This window comes from Kitasatospora sp. NPDC040550, from assembly GCF_055594965.1.
The window spans coordinates 95,363-108,129 of the sequence record NZ_JBVIWC010000023.1; the positions used below are offsets into that span (position 1 = coordinate 95,363).

General features: G+C 67.9%; 25 protein-coding genes. 2 read left to right on the forward strand and 23 right to left on the reverse strand.

The window, feature by feature from the left end; genetic code table 11:
• Positions 1-34: 34 nt before the first annotated feature.
• From ACZ58X_RS29430 to ACZ58X_RS29470, 9 genes are all read right to left on the reverse strand, one after another.
• Positions 35-442 (reverse strand): hypothetical protein, encoded by a 408-nt coding sequence (locus ACZ58X_RS29430; RefSeq protein WP_470336619.1) that lies wholly within the window; start codon positions 440-442, stop codon positions 35-37.
• A complete protein-coding gene (locus ACZ58X_RS29435; protein WP_470336620.1) occupies positions 435-809 on the reverse strand; it encodes a hypothetical protein in 375 nt (124 codons plus the stop codon). The genes ACZ58X_RS29430 and ACZ58X_RS29435 overlap by 8 nt, the downstream gene beginning before the upstream one ends.
• Positions 806-1,180: a hypothetical protein gene (locus ACZ58X_RS29440; protein WP_470336621.1), complete on the reverse strand. Its 375-nt coding sequence runs from the start codon at positions 1,178-1,180 to the stop codon at positions 806-808. The genes ACZ58X_RS29435 and ACZ58X_RS29440 overlap by 4 nt, the downstream gene beginning before the upstream one ends.
• Positions 1,177-1,473, reverse strand: coding sequence for a hypothetical protein (locus ACZ58X_RS29445; RefSeq protein ID WP_470336622.1), 297 nt, complete (start codon positions 1,471-1,473; stop codon positions 1,177-1,179). Before ACZ58X_RS29445 ends, ACZ58X_RS29440 begins: the two co-directional genes overlap by 4 nt.
• On the reverse strand, positions 1,473-1,601 hold the full coding sequence (locus ACZ58X_RS29450) for a hypothetical protein (protein WP_470336623.1): 129 nt from the start codon (positions 1,599-1,601) through the stop codon (positions 1,473-1,475). The genes ACZ58X_RS29445 and ACZ58X_RS29450 overlap by 1 nt, the downstream gene beginning before the upstream one ends.
• A complete protein-coding gene (locus ACZ58X_RS29455) occupies positions 1,598-1,786 on the reverse strand; it encodes a hypothetical protein (protein WP_470336624.1) in 189 nt (62 codons plus the stop codon). Before ACZ58X_RS29455 ends, ACZ58X_RS29450 begins: the two co-directional genes overlap by 4 nt.
• A complete protein-coding gene (locus tag ACZ58X_RS29460; protein ID WP_470336625.1) occupies positions 1,786-2,529 on the reverse strand; it encodes a phiSA1p31-related protein in 744 nt (247 codons plus the stop codon). The genes ACZ58X_RS29455 and ACZ58X_RS29460 overlap by 1 nt, the downstream gene beginning before the upstream one ends.
• Positions 2,530-2,595: 66 nt before the next feature.
• Positions 2,596-2,868, reverse strand: a complete 273-nt coding sequence (locus ACZ58X_RS29465) for a hypothetical protein (protein WP_470336626.1) — start codon at positions 2,866-2,868, stop codon at positions 2,596-2,598.
• Positions 2,869-2,952: 84 nt separating this feature from the next.
• Entirely contained in the window at positions 2,953-3,681 is a 729-nt protein-coding gene (locus ACZ58X_RS29470; protein WP_470336627.1) for a recombination directionality factor, read from the reverse strand.
• A 179-nt stretch (positions 3,682-3,860) separates the two neighbouring features.
• Here ACZ58X_RS29470 and ACZ58X_RS29475 point away from each other — a divergent pair, with 179 nt between their 5' ends.
• Positions 3,861-4,634 (forward strand): hypothetical protein, encoded by a 774-nt coding sequence (locus ACZ58X_RS29475; protein ID WP_470336628.1) that lies wholly within the window; start codon positions 3,861-3,863, stop codon positions 4,632-4,634.
• 30 nt (positions 4,635-4,664) lie between these two features.
• On the forward strand, positions 4,665-4,832 hold the full coding sequence (locus tag ACZ58X_RS29480; RefSeq protein WP_470336629.1) for a hypothetical protein: 168 nt from the start codon (positions 4,665-4,667) through the stop codon (positions 4,830-4,832).
• A gap of 59 nt (positions 4,833-4,891) precedes the next feature.
• On the opposite strand, the gene ACZ58X_RS29485 is transcribed toward ACZ58X_RS29480, so the two are convergent.
• The 14 genes from ACZ58X_RS29485 to ACZ58X_RS29550 form a co-directional block, all read right to left on the reverse strand.
• Entirely contained in the window at positions 4,892-5,053 is a 162-nt protein-coding gene (locus tag ACZ58X_RS29485; RefSeq protein ID WP_470336630.1) for a hypothetical protein, read from the reverse strand.
• A complete protein-coding gene (locus ACZ58X_RS29490) occupies positions 5,053-5,274 on the reverse strand; it encodes a hypothetical protein (RefSeq protein ID WP_470336631.1) in 222 nt (73 codons plus the stop codon). Before ACZ58X_RS29490 ends, ACZ58X_RS29485 begins: the two co-directional genes overlap by 1 nt.
• The gene (locus ACZ58X_RS29495) at positions 5,267-5,500 is read right to left on the reverse strand and encodes a hypothetical protein (RefSeq protein ID WP_470336632.1); all 234 of its coding nucleotides are present in this window, start codon (positions 5,498-5,500) and stop codon (positions 5,267-5,269) included. Before ACZ58X_RS29495 ends, ACZ58X_RS29490 begins: the two co-directional genes overlap by 8 nt.
• 290 nt (positions 5,501-5,790) lie before the next feature.
• Positions 5,791-6,018 (reverse strand): hypothetical protein, encoded by a 228-nt coding sequence (locus ACZ58X_RS29500; RefSeq protein WP_470336633.1) that lies wholly within the window; start codon positions 6,016-6,018, stop codon positions 5,791-5,793.
• Complete coding sequence (locus tag ACZ58X_RS29505; RefSeq protein ID WP_470336690.1) at positions 6,015-6,629, reverse strand: RNA ligase family protein; 615 nt, start codon at positions 6,627-6,629, stop codon at positions 6,015-6,017. Before ACZ58X_RS29505 ends, ACZ58X_RS29500 begins: the two co-directional genes overlap by 4 nt.
• The gene (locus tag ACZ58X_RS29510; protein ID WP_470336634.1) at positions 6,629-7,426 is read right to left on the reverse strand and encodes a hypothetical protein; all 798 of its coding nucleotides are present in this window, start codon (positions 7,424-7,426) and stop codon (positions 6,629-6,631) included. The genes ACZ58X_RS29505 and ACZ58X_RS29510 overlap by 1 nt, the downstream gene beginning before the upstream one ends.
• 202 nt (positions 7,427-7,628) lie before the next feature.
• Complete coding sequence (locus ACZ58X_RS29515; protein ID WP_470336635.1) at positions 7,629-8,393, reverse strand: hypothetical protein; 765 nt, start codon at positions 8,391-8,393, stop codon at positions 7,629-7,631.
• Between the two features lie 66 nt (positions 8,394-8,459).
• Positions 8,460-8,930 (reverse strand): hypothetical protein, encoded by a 471-nt coding sequence (locus tag ACZ58X_RS29520; protein WP_470336636.1) that lies wholly within the window; start codon positions 8,928-8,930, stop codon positions 8,460-8,462.
• 284 nt (positions 8,931-9,214) lie between these two features.
• Positions 9,215-9,478, reverse strand: coding sequence for a hypothetical protein (locus tag ACZ58X_RS29525; RefSeq protein WP_470336637.1), 264 nt, complete (start codon positions 9,476-9,478; stop codon positions 9,215-9,217).
• Positions 9,479-9,486: 8 nt separating this feature from the next.
• Positions 9,487-10,104: a deoxynucleotide monophosphate kinase family protein gene (locus tag ACZ58X_RS29530; protein WP_470336638.1), complete on the reverse strand. Its 618-nt coding sequence runs from the start codon at positions 10,102-10,104 to the stop codon at positions 9,487-9,489.
• A 71-nt stretch (positions 10,105-10,175) separates the two neighbouring features.
• On the reverse strand, positions 10,176-10,469 hold the full coding sequence (locus ACZ58X_RS29535; protein WP_470336639.1) for a hypothetical protein: 294 nt from the start codon (positions 10,467-10,469) through the stop codon (positions 10,176-10,178).
• The gene (locus ACZ58X_RS29540) at positions 10,466-11,776 is read right to left on the reverse strand and encodes a peptidoglycan-binding protein (RefSeq protein ID WP_470336640.1); all 1,311 of its coding nucleotides are present in this window, start codon (positions 11,774-11,776) and stop codon (positions 10,466-10,468) included. The genes ACZ58X_RS29535 and ACZ58X_RS29540 overlap by 4 nt, the downstream gene beginning before the upstream one ends.
• Positions 11,777-11,845: 69 nt before the next feature.
• Positions 11,846-12,526: a hypothetical protein gene (locus ACZ58X_RS29545; RefSeq protein ID WP_470336641.1), complete on the reverse strand. Its 681-nt coding sequence runs from the start codon at positions 12,524-12,526 to the stop codon at positions 11,846-11,848.
• 15 nt (positions 12,527-12,541) lie between these two features.
• Positions 12,542-12,736: a hypothetical protein gene (locus tag ACZ58X_RS29550; RefSeq protein WP_470336642.1), complete on the reverse strand. Its 195-nt coding sequence runs from the start codon at positions 12,734-12,736 to the stop codon at positions 12,542-12,544.
• Positions 12,737-12,767: the final 31 nt, after the last annotated feature.

The window sequence follows — 12,767 nt, forward strand, 5'->3', positions numbered from 1 at the left end:
TCCGAAGAGGACGCCCCATGTGTGACTTCCGGGGCTAATGCCCCTCTCCATGTCGCTGAACGTGGTCTGCGTAGACCGTCGGCGCGACGGCCTGGAGGGTCTCCTCCGCATCGCGCAGCCGGTTGACGAGCCGGACGTCCGTCTCCAGGTCCCGCACGACGTAGCCGGCCGCCACATTCGCCCGGCGCCGCTTCACGATGGCGGCGCCGTAAGGCTGACCGGCGTTGATCGCCTCCCGGTTGGCCTGCGCGATGTAGTCGGACAGCGTGATCTTCTGTTCGTCCTTGCACTCCGCGGCGTGGAGGTAATAGCCGTCCAGGTCCCCGATGTCGGCCCGGCCCATCTGGACGTTTCGGCGCGCGTCGGGGTTGTGGTGCTGCTGGAGGTAGGCGCGGACGGCGGACTCCCAGTCGGTCCCCTTCTTCTTCGACGGGTTAGCCATCGACACCGCCCCGTACGACACGGACGATGCTCTCCAAGAGGCTTCCGATGCCGGGCCAGTCACGCGCCGCCTTGGCCCGGAGTTCCGCTACGACACGTTCCCGGATCGCGGCGTCCACGTCCGGTGCCGAGCCGATGTGCCCCGGGGCCGTGCCGCCCACCTTCCGCAACACCACGACGTTGTTGCCGAGTTGGCCCGTCTTCGGGTGCGTCCCCTCCCGAATGCCGTGCTGCGCGGAATGCTCGATGTCCATCGCCAGCCCGTTTCGGCCCTGCTTCGCCCGGCCGACTTTCACGCGACCGTGCGTGGTGGAGGCGGACAGGATGTAGTCCCCCGGCTCGATCTCGACGCCGAACGAGTCCCTCACTCGTCCACCTCCGCTGGCTGGACGGCCCCGCTCAGGACGCCGTCCACGACGGCCTTCGCAGCGTCCCGGGCCCGGATGTACACCGCTTCCTCGGTCGACTCCCGCGTGCTTCGGTATGCCCGATCCATCTCCGCGGCGAACTCCCGGAACGCGGCAGCTACGAGGGCGCGGACAGCGTCAGTCTGCGGCTCTGGCGCCAGGGGGCCTCCGTTCTCCGTGCAGGGGACGAGGGGGCCCCACAGCCGCGTCACTTCGTCCCGGTGCTCGGGCTCGGAGTACCCGACAACGTCGCCCGCGTACCTGTGGTTTGTCAGCCACTCTCCGTCCACCCGCCAGACGTCGCCGTCTTTGTCCCGAAGGTACTCGCTCACTCCACGTCCTCCCACGTCGTCCGGGCGCGCTGGATGGTGGCCGAGAGGATGTCCTCGCGGAGGACGGACTGCCGCGTCTCGTAGTCGTACCGGTAGGCAAGCGCCTTTGCCTGCCCGGCGGCTCCACCACGGGACTTGTAGGGGCCGGCGTACGTCGTCACCGTGTCCCCGGAGTAGAGCCGGCGCGGGACGTCGGGGTTCCGGGAGTAGTGGTACTCCGGGTTGTGCCGCCACTCCCGGCTGACGATCTTGACTCGGAAGACGTCGCTGTCTTCCGGCATCCTGCGTCCCATCAGCGCTCCTCCCCGCGCTCCACGAGCCGGCAGACGAGCCGGATCAGGCCGATGGCCAGCAGCACCGCGAGGGCGACGCAGCCGGCAGCCCACAGACCACCGATGATGTAGATGAGCAGGCTGTTCACACGGTCTCCTCTGCGTTGATCAGCCGCGCGCCCCGGGTGACGGCGACACCGATTGCGTCCATGTAGCGCGGCCAGTCCCGACGGTCCCGGGAGCCGACCGCGATGATGATCGAGTCCCCGTCCCCCAGCGCCCGGACGTCTCCCAGTGCGGGGGCGGCGTCCGGGCTGATGACGGAGACGGCCATCAGTCGGTGACCTTGGCCAGGGGGCCGTAGATGTCCACGACCTCAGAAAACGGGCGGCCCGTTCCGCGGCCAGTCATCGACGCCTTGGGCCGGCCGGCCGCGTCGGTGTGCCCGGTGAAGGACCACACGTCGCCGTCCCGGTCGCGGTAGGCGGCCGTGAGGTCGTACACGGTTCCGGCGTACGTGTAGGTCTTGGGGGCCTCGTCCGGCTCGATCCGCTCCAGATCGGTACGGCTGACCGACCACCGTCGCGGATCGCCGGCCTTCAGCACGTACACGGTGTCGTCGCCGACAACACCAGTCACCGTGACGACGTCCCCGACGGACAGCAGCGCACCGTCAGGGCGCGGACACAGAATGCGCGCCCTGTCACCGGTCTTGAACGGCTCGTCCGCCGGGGCCGGCTTCATGTGCCGCGCGGTGGATGTCTCGTGGCTGCCGTCCGGGTTCTCCACGACGTACCACGGCCGGTCGGCCTCGTAGCGGTCCTGGAACGGACCGGCGACCACCTTGCAGCGCTCACCGTCGACCACGACGGCCGCGCCGTGCTCGAAGTCGGGAAGGAGGGTCAGGCTGTGCTCCGCCACCGGCCATAGCCGGCCGGCGCGGTAGCCAGTGGTCCGCTCCACCAGCCACGCGGTACCGCCTTCGAGGTCCGAGAACGCCTCGTAGCGCAGCACTCCCGTTACACCCCCGTGCGGCCCGAACCGCACCCTGTCACCAGCCTTGAACTCCTGCGTCATCTCTCCTCTTTCAGGCATGAAGAAGCCCCCGCGTCGTCGTTGCGCGGGGGCTGGGGCGGGGGTCGATCAGCGCGCGTCGTCCACGTGCCCCGTCACGGCGAAGTGCTCGGCGGCGACCGAGACGGCCGACAAGGTCTTGCGCTGGATGTGCCCGGAGTCGCGACCGGTGGGCTGGACGAGCAGCTCCGGGTGGCTGCGTCCCCGGCTGTCGCGGACGCTCCGGATCTGCTTCACGACTGCTTCGGAGCTGCGGACGGTGTTGCCCTGGCGAGACGGGTAGACCCCGATCGAGCCTTCGGTGATGTCCTGGCCGGTGAAGTCAGTGAGCTTACGAGCCATGTCTCTCCTCCTCTGCTTCTTCGCTACGATGGAAGCGCCCGGCCCTGCGGGCCTCTACTCCGCAGGACCGGGCACAGCTGTGTGTCAGGCGGCCTTCGCCAGGTCCGCCGACGCGGCGGCCGAGACGGCACCGAGGATCCGGATCACTGGCTTGTTGTAGGAGACGTTCGTCCCCTTCCTCGGGCCGTTCTTGATCGTGAAGTTGACTTCCTCGATCGACAGCCGCGCTCGCGCCGGACCGCCCACCTCGTCCAAGGCCTCCAGCACCTCGTGCAGCACCTTGGCCAGGTCCCAACTGCCGGTGCGAAAGCGGAAGTAGCCCAGCTCCGGCGCTTCCTCCAGCTTGAAGACGAGGCTGATGTTCGGCTTCGGGCCCCGGCCACTCTTCGCGAGTGCCTTGCGGTCAGTGAGCAGCTCCGGGCAGTCGCAGCGCTGCCCCTTGCGCTCGTCGTCCAGGTACTCGACGCCGTCGCACCAGTGGATCGGCTCGCCGCCGAACTGGCCGTACAGGCGCATGTCCGACTGCACCGACGAGGCGCCGTCGATGACGATGTCGACGCTCGGGGCGGAGGTCAGAACCTCGATGTTGTCCTCGGCCTCCGTCTCCCACTCGGCCGGCTCGCCGCCGAGCATCTCGGCGACGCGGGAGGCGACGGACGGATCACCGATCGTGATGCGCCACTCGCTCAGGCTCTCCGGCTGCCGGCCAGTCATGCGGCCGGCGCGGAAGCGGCCGACGATGTCGTCAGCGAAGGACGCACGCGGGCGAGGCTTAGCCTCGGGGTCGGTCTCGAAGATTCGCAGTCCTGCCATGTGTTGCTGCCTCTCGTCGGCTACAGGTTCGCTCCGGGCTCTCCCCCGGCGAAGTAGTTACTGGGCGGCGGATGGGATCCGTTTGCCCTGACCGTGGGTCGACCCACGGTCAAGCGAGGCTGCTCCGCGTCTGACGGAACATCAGATAATCCGTGTGATGGTCGAGGTAGGATGAGACCGTGACATTCGACATGACGTACGAAACGATGGTGGTTCGCCAGATGAACCAGCACTTCATGTCGAACAATTCGGCGATCTCTTCAAACGTCCCGGAGGCACCTCAAGAGCCTGATCTCGGCCGGGTCATCTGGGCGGTCGCTGCCAGGTACCACGAGGCGGGCGGCCGTGGCATCGACCGCTTCCGCTCCGAACTCGCCCAGCTGATCTCAGAGTCCAACAACCTGGCGGGATGGCTGCACGAGGACGCGACGGCCCACAGGAGCTGGGACCTATACGCGATCGTGGCCGCCGCAGCCGACGGCAGCGACCTAACTACGGAAGCCTCTTCGTCGCCGCTTCAGCTGCCAGGCCTCATGTCGCCAGCTGGCGCCTTTTACGCCCGTGGCCGTGGACTGCGGATCGTCCAGCGGGGCATCAGCGTCGCTCTTGAACTCGCGCTTGCCAATGCAGACACTCCCGAAAGCCGACCCGACCAGCCAGAACCCTGGGAACCCCTCAAAGAGGTCGAGAGCCTTGGGTTCGTCCTTACCCTTCACCACAACTGGCTCCAGGCCCAGACCGAACGTCTGGCCCTTGAACTCTTGTTGTTCGTGCTTTGGGAATCCCTACCAACGCCACCCGAATCGCCGCTCGTCGAGGCACCTCGTACTTGGGTCTGCGCCTGTGGCTCAGAGCGACTAGCGGCGCCCGTCGTACCCCGAGGACCGGGATCGCGCTCCCTGCCGGCCATCAGTCAGCAGGGGCGCCAACCGGCTTGGAGCCTGGCCGCCTAGCCTAGGTGCCCCCTTCCCGGGGAATCCTTCATGCCTCAGATCAACCTGCCTGCCAGCACGCCGCCTTGGCTCGCCGGTGTGGTGGTCGTCGTCATCGCGCTCGCAGTGGCCATCCGCATCGTGGCCGGCGCTGTACTGCCCAAGCAGTCCGCGCACCGCCTCACTTGGTGGCGGGAGTGGTGGAAGCGACGCAAGTAAAGACCAGCTAGGAATTCCAGCAGCGGCGTCGGCTATTCGTCGGCGCCGCTGCTGGCCGTTCAGGCGTTGCAGTCCTCCAGGTCCGCGAGCAGCTGCGCGGCGGCGTCCCAGTCGGCCACATCGCCGAAGTCCCGGACGAGCCGAAGTGCCCGGCGGACGAGCGCCAGCTCCGCGGTTGTCAGTTCCACGATGACCGTCTCCGGCGGCTTGATCGTCGCCATCAGCCCTGCCCTCCCGCCAACACGCGGTGCACGAGCAACGCGGCCAGGTGCTCCGCCGCCGCTGGCGACCAACCGCGTTTCTCCAGGTCCCGGCGCATGCCGTCGGCGGCGTCGAAGACGGGGGCGAGCCGGTCGCGGATCTGGAGCATGGCCTCTGCGATGTCGGCCGTCACGCCGTAGGACGGCAGCGAACAGGCGACGTCGAGTCGGGGGTCACTCATGGGTGCTGCTCTCCTGCTCCGGGTCGATCAGGTCAGCGGCGTCCTCCGCGTCCGGGAGGTCGTCACCCTGGCCGTTGCAGTTGGCGCGGATCTTCTCCGCCAATTCGTGCGCGTGGGTGTGGAGGAGATCGTCCAGCATCTCCTTCAGACGGTCGTACTCCTCGCCGTACCAACGGTCCAAGTCGCCGTGAATCTCGGCGCGGACGGCTTCGACGGAACGTTTCACCGGACACCCCTCTCCCATATCCGCCGCGCTTCGTCCTGACAGCTCACGCCGAGCCGGCGCAGCATTGCCTGCGCACGGGGCACCCACATGGACGGCCAGTCGCCGACTTCGGCGTAGGCCCGGACCTCTTCCACGTCGGTGCCGACGAGCCAAGCCACGAAGGCGGCGTCCGTCGGGGGTCGCTGACGTCGTAGTGCGCGCATCTGCCTCTCCTCCCTGTGCTCCTACGCCGAAAGCCCCCGGCGCCGAAGCAGCCGGGGGCTTAGGGGAGTTGCGGGATCAGGTGTCGTCTACTTGGTGCTCACCTTCACGCCTCGGAGAGAGGCCACGCCGAGCAGCACGAGCAGCGCCGAACCGAACCCGAGCGTCGGCACGGCCGGCACGACGTCGTGGAGCGCACCGACGCCGAGCATGAACAGCCAGGCACGGAGCGGGATGAAGGCAAGGGCGACGACCACCGCACCACAGCCCTTGGCGAACGCCTCCGCCTGCGCGTCTTCGTTCTGCGAGTTACTCACGCTGCCTCCCACTTTCCCGCGTCGTTGTTGTCCAGGGTGACCTTGTAGACGTTCCTGCTCTGCGAGTGGTACACGCAGATGCCTTCGGGGTCCATGAAGCCAGGGACGGCGAACGAGCCAGCACGCCGCAGCTCTGCCATCGCGAAGACGATCATCTCCTCGCGGAACGGGCCCCGGTAGAGCACCGGAACCTCGTCGACCACGCCGCACAGCGAAGACTGTTCCGCGCGGGAACGCATCGACTCGCCCTCCGGGCCGACCTGGCACCACCGGTCGACGTTGAACAGCGAGAAGCGCCGGTCCGTCAGCCCATAGCGGCGCTGAATCCCCTGCCCCCACCACTCACCGAAGTGCAGGCCAGGGCCGAGGATGTACGCCAGCTCGTCGACGTTGTCGGCCACCCACCGGGCGAAGCCGTAGTTGTCGGACTCCGGGGTCAGGAGTCGCTTGCGCGACTGCGCGACCACCTGGCCGTCGTCGGAGACGTGGATGCCGGCGTTCGTGCCGTCCAGCTTCTCCGTGATCGTGATGTCGCGGAACAGCCGGGCCGTCTTCGGCCAGGCCGTGAACTCCGGTGCGAACGTGATCACTTGCTTGCCCTCCTCCAGCATCACGCCGCCCGCCTCTCCGTGCCGGTCTCCTCCGCGCCCGTGTGCCAGACCGGCCGGCCGATCACGGACTTCTTTCGGGCGGTGTCCCACTGGAAGACTGCGAGGAGTGCGGTGAAGACGTCGAACAGGTCGTCCGAGCAGTCCACCGGCACCAACTTGGCGCCCTCCGGCCGGACATGGAGCACTGCCGCCGCGTCCACTGCCGGCACCGGGATGGACTCGCCGGAGGCCGCGAGGATCATGCGGTCCGCCCGGGCGTAGGCCTTCAGCTGGAGCGCCACATCTTCGTGCACACCGGAGCGCGTCGTCTTCCAGTCCAGAATGACCGTCTCGCCGTCGATCCGAGCTATTGCGTCGAAGCTGCCGGCGTAACCGTGCTGGTCGCTCCAGATCGTCTCTTCGAGCTGGAGGAACTCCGGCTGTTGCTCCTGAAGGAACGCGTCGAAGTGGCGCGCGTACTGCGCCATGTCCGGGTGTACGCGCCCGACCCGCTCCCCGCGGGCCAAACGCTCGAAGAGGTCGTGCGCCGCGCTGCCTGTGTCGGCCGCCTTCGCCGTGGTTCGGGTGGGCGCCCGCTTCAGGTAGTCGACAGCCGCGTCTCGGTCCCGCATGGCGATGCTGACGACGGAGCCCAGATCGTCAACAGCGGTCTCCGCCACGAGCTTAGAGGCCCAGAACGTCAGGAAGCCCTTGGGGAGCATGCCCAAGACCGACGTCACGCCGGGGACCTTCTTCTCCCCGTCCGCCGGGTCCACGTAGAAGCGCGCGCCGGCGCGCTTGATCGTCTGTACCGTCATCCCCTGCCCTCTCTCTCGGGTGCAGGGGAGTTACTGGGCGGCGTCGCGGATCCGTTTGCCTCGTCGGCCCAGGATGTTGGCCAGGGTCCAAAGTGTCGAAAATACTGCCCTTTTCCATTCTCTCTTAACACGTGTTAGAGAGACTTGAAATAAGGAGTTAGTACGGCACTTTGGACCCTCGGAGGACGAGGCACCGACGACGTCAGGCGGCCGGAGCGTCCTCCGCGAGCTTGATCAGCTCCTCTGCGCGGGCTACCGCCTCCCGCAGCCGCTCGGCGAGCACGCCACGCTGCCCGGGTGTCATGTCGCCTGTGATAACTGGCTCTTGCATGCGGCCGAGGATCTGCCCGACGGACTCCGCCAGGCGGAGGTGATCCGAAACAGCACGGCCAACCGGCACGGAGGGTACGGCCGGCGGCTCGACTGCCGTTGCCTTCCGCGCCCGCTTCTTCGGAGTGACCTCCACGACGGGAGGCGTGAGCGCAGCCAGGGTCTCCCCCGCCCTCTGCGCTGCCACGAGAGCTGACGTTCGTGACCGAGCCAACGACCGGCGCTCGCGAGGGCCCTCTTCCTTCAGGCCCAGCGCACGCACCTCGTCGGGCGGGAGCAGGTCGCGCAGCAGGTTGCCGATATGCCAGCGGACGTTGCCCTGAACGGTCGATTTCGTGTCCTTGGGGACCCCCGCGTCCCGGTAGATCTCAGCTGCTTGTTGCTTGTAGGCGTGGGAATCGCCCTTGGGGTCGTCCATTTGCAGCCGAAGCGCAACCAGCACCGCCGCGAGGGACTTCAGGACGACGACCTGTGCCTTTTCGACCTGCTGGTAAGCCCGAACAAGCTGCACACCGCGGGCGTGCAGCTCCGAGTGACTCAGGTCCCGGACGTCCTCATAGACGATCGGATCCGGGATGCTGGCGCGTCTCGTCGGCAGCGGAGCGGAGCGGCGCGCAGGGAGGTTGGCCTCCGTCATGGGGCCTCCTGACTCTATGAGGATGGCAGCCTACCAAGGGCATGCTAAGTAACGGCAGCGAGGCTGCTACATCGTTGTAGTAGCTGTGAACGGCCGGTGACAGACGCCGCAGACAACGGGACCGAGCGCAAGCACACTCCCTGCAATGCGCAGCTTCCTCGCCGGTTCGCAGCTGCATTCAGCGAGCACGCGCTCTGCACTCCGGGCGCGCCGTGACGCGGGCGGGGCCAGGGCAGGCAGGACGGCGTCAATCGCTTGTTGCAGAGCCTTCACGTCGACGGCGTCCGCGGCCTCTCGGGTCAGCGTCATGTCGCCGAACCCGCTGCGGACGTCGTAGCCGTCTTTCGTCCACTCCAGGCCGACGAGGTCGCCGGCCGCACGGAATGCCTTGTTGTGGTAGACGCCTTTTCGCGAGCAGTCATCGACACCAGCGGCCCGGTTCAGAGCGTGGGCGGCCTCATGGCGGACGACGGTGATCGTCGCGACTGCTCCCTCTGCAAGAGTCTCCCTGCCAATCTCGACCGGGATTGTGTCCATGCCTTCCCACCGGGCATGGCTGTGGTCTGGCGTCGGCGGCGCGCTACTGAAGGCGAAGCGGGCCGGCGGCAGGGTTGGGTGTGCAGTTCGTAGCGCGTCCCATTCCTCTCCCAGCAGCGCCGTCAGCGCGGTAGTCGGGACAGTACGTGGCGGTGTCATGCCGTGACCGTACCGCCGTTGTACCGTACGGAACAACTCACTGGCGGAGCGTTGACCTAAATTCGCCTTAAGGGAAAACAAAAATGCCCCCGCCTCCACAAGGGAGACGGGGGCATTTCCGATTTTTACTCCTTACCGACTGGCGTGACCCGGGCCCGTGTCTGCTCGCCAAGGACGAGCTGGAGGACGAAGAGCACGACACCAGTTACCTGGCCGGCGATGTTCTCGTTGGCGAACGCTGGCACGAAAACGGCCAGGGCGACGACGCCGGACATCACTGCCGCCCGCACTCGGGCCGGCTCGGTGACGAGCACCGTCCGCAGCCAGGCGACAGCGTTCAGGGCGACGAGCTGGGCGGTGGACTTGATCCACGCGAATGTCTTGCGCATGGTCTCCCTTACTGGTGGGCCCGGCCGTAGTGCCGGGCGGATTCCGCGTCGTGGACGCGCTTGTGAAAGAGCTGGACGGCGGACTCCAGATCGGCGACGGACCCGACGTTCATGATCGTGTAGTCCGCGTCTTCCGGCCCGAGAGCACCCTCCGACTCGTGGGTGAGGTGCGGGATCCCGGGCCGATCGATGTGGAGGAGGTGGAAGCCTTGGGCGCGCAACGCCTCGACCTCGTTGGGGTACCGGACGTCGGTGATCACCACAGGGCGGCCGAGCGTGTTCGCAGCGTCGACCTCCGTCAGCGCTGCGTGGATCCAGATACGCGGGTCGACCTGTCGCATCGCGGCGCCCAGTTCCTGGAGGAAGCGGCGGACCTCGGGCCGCGCCTTCGCGCCCTCCCACCCCTCCTCTTCCACGTGCTTGGAGAGGCGGACCTCGTCAACGCCATGGTTGGCGGGGTCGTACTCGTCTTCCCGCTCGTCCGACGTGACGATCGGGTTGACCTGCAGCGCCGCGTCCTTCAGCGCGTCGGCGAAGGCCACCCGCTGATAGCCGCGTTCCCGCACGAGCCAGGCGCCAGCCGTGTCCTTACCTACCCGTGCCCGGCCGATGATGCCGATGTTCATGATCCGCCCTCCGTCGTCGTAGACGAGGGGGTTACTGGGCGGGAGAGCGGAGCTGTTTGCCTCGACCAGCGTCACCCGTCCGGGTGGCCCCGGTACAGCAGATGCTCTGCGTCGTGCCCCGCCTGCCAGGCGCGGACGTCGGTGATCTGTTCGCGCAACTCGCTGACATCAGAGCGGAGTTCGTCGCGAACGCCGTCTATCCGTTCAGCCAGTGCCGCCATGTGTAGCGCGACGCTCTCTCGGGTGGCAGCCCCCTCCTCCTCCGCTGCCCCGCGGGCGCGCCGGAGGCCGAGTACGGCCGGCACCGTGGCACCTCCCACGACGCCGGCCGCACCGATGACGGCGACAATGATCTCTGGGCTCATCGCATCAGCCGCTTCCAGGTCTCGGGGCCCGGGTAGCCGTTCGCGTCGGTGCCGCGCCAGCCCTGCGCGCGCTGAAAAGCGGCCGTGGCCTGGCGGTCTGCCTCCGTCCACTGTGGGCCCGGCCCCACCTTGTAGTACGCCCCGTAGCCACGACGGACGAGGGCCTGGCCCAGCTGCGTGACGTAGCGGTTCGACGCGCCAGCGTGGAAGTAGACGTTGCCCGGGAACGGCGCAGCCGACGGGGCGGGCGTCGATGCGGAGGCAGCCGGGATGTTGTGGCCCTGACCCGACACGAGGTAGGCCCAAGTCGTCGGGCCCGGGATGCCGTCCGCGTCTCCCCCACTCCAGCCTTGCGCACGCTGGAAGGCGGCGACGGCCTGGCGGTCGGCGTCACCCCAGTGGGGGCCGGGACCGACGGTGTAGAAGCGTCCACCGCCCCGCTTGACGAGCATCTGGCCCAGCTGCGTGACGAACGCGTTGTTCGCGCCAGGGCCGAAGCGGTCGGCGCCCGGGTAGCCGCTGGAGCTGCCCGGGTTCGACGGCTGAGGCGTCGGGGCGGGCGCCGACCCCGGACCGGGGTTCGTCGGCTGCGGGACCTGGCCTGGGGCGGCCGGCACGGTGATGGTGTCGCCGGGGTGGATGACGTTTTCGTCCTTCACCTGCGGGTTAAGCCCGAGGATCACGGACAGCGCGACGCCGGCAGCAGCAGCAATTGCGCCCAGCGTCTGGCCGGCCCGGACGACGACGATCCGCGTGGAGGGCGTCGGGGTCGGCGTTGGAGCCGCCGAACCGTCGATCACCCACTTCGCTTCCACCGCGCGGCGCGGCCCCTGCGCGAAGTCGGGGTGTCCGTAGCCGTAGACGTAGGCGTCCCGGCGACGGCGCACCTTGCGGTAGACGCCGTCACCCTCCGCCGATCCGTTGTCGTTGGTGTTGCCTTCGACGGTGGTGATCGTGTTGTCGTCGTAGTCGATGACCAAACCCGTGTGCGAGCCACCGCCGGAGCCGAAGAAGACCTGTGCGCCCACGCTCGGAAACTCACTGAACCGGCCCTTGGCGCGGAACCACGCGACGGCGAACGAGCAGGACGCGGTGCGCGGGTAGACGTCTGCGTTACCGGACTTCAGCGCCAGCCAGGACACGAAGGTTGCGCACCAGGGCTCTCCGTCGTCCGACACCCACGCCTGGCCGGGGACTTCGGCCGCGTACTTTTCCCTGTTGTTCCAGCTGCCGTTGGGGTTCCGGCCTTCGTGGTATCCGACTTCCGGCAGTGCGACGGCGATGATCGCTGCGGGGGACGTCGACATGCGAACCCTCCTCAGGGCATAGAAAAAGCCCCGACGCCGAACGGCGGGGGCTGGAGATTCCGACGGGGCCTAGCTCAGTGCTTCGTACGACAGCTGGATGCGCAGGGAGCCACCGGGGGCCCATGCGAGCGAGCCGCTACCGCCCTGGCCTGTGCCTGCTCCGCCGGGTACGACCCAGCCCATGTCCCAGAGCCGGTACGCAAACACGGAGACCGTCAGACCCCCACGGTCGATGACAGCGATCAGGGTGTGCCAAGCCGACCCGGTGCCGTCGACATGGCGTCCCTGGCCCTGGCGGAACTGCATCAGGTCAGCGCTGTCCTGAGCGGGTACGGGAAGGGTGAAGCCAACGCCACCATCCCCAAGGCTGGAGTAAAGGCCACACACGATCTTGGCTTCCAGCTCAATCGTGGTTCCAGTCCGCCGGTAGCGGCCGGCGGATGTGCTCGTCCCGAGGGCACCGTTCGCGAAGTTCCAGTTCGGAGTCCAGGTGATCCACTGTCCTTGTGGGACGTAGGTCTGCCAGGTGGCCCCGTCGTAGACCACCTTCCGCTTTTCGGCCGTCAGCCAGGCCTCCATACCCGCCACCGGGCTGGGGATAGCAGCGGTCAGCGCAGCCGCGTCAGTAAACCGCATGTTCCCCCGGGGAGCCACCGCGTTGACGAGCGAACTCAGCGCGGACTCGGCGTTGGGTGCGTCACCCAACTTTGGGTAAGGGAGCCCCTGTTGGTAGGAGTCGGTTCCGGGCATTCATCCTCCTCAGGATCAGGTCAACGCGCCGACGACGAGCCAGGTCCCCGCCGCGTTGCGGGTGACCATGACCGTGTCGCCCACGACGGGGCTGGAGTAGCTGGAGAGCCGGCGCACGTCGGCAACGGGGCCGGTCGGTGTGGAGACGGAGACGACGCCGGTCCCGATGGCCGTCACGGTGGCGAGCATCCAGGCGGATCCGCGCTCCATGACGGCTCGCTCCGCGGCTCGCTGAATGGCA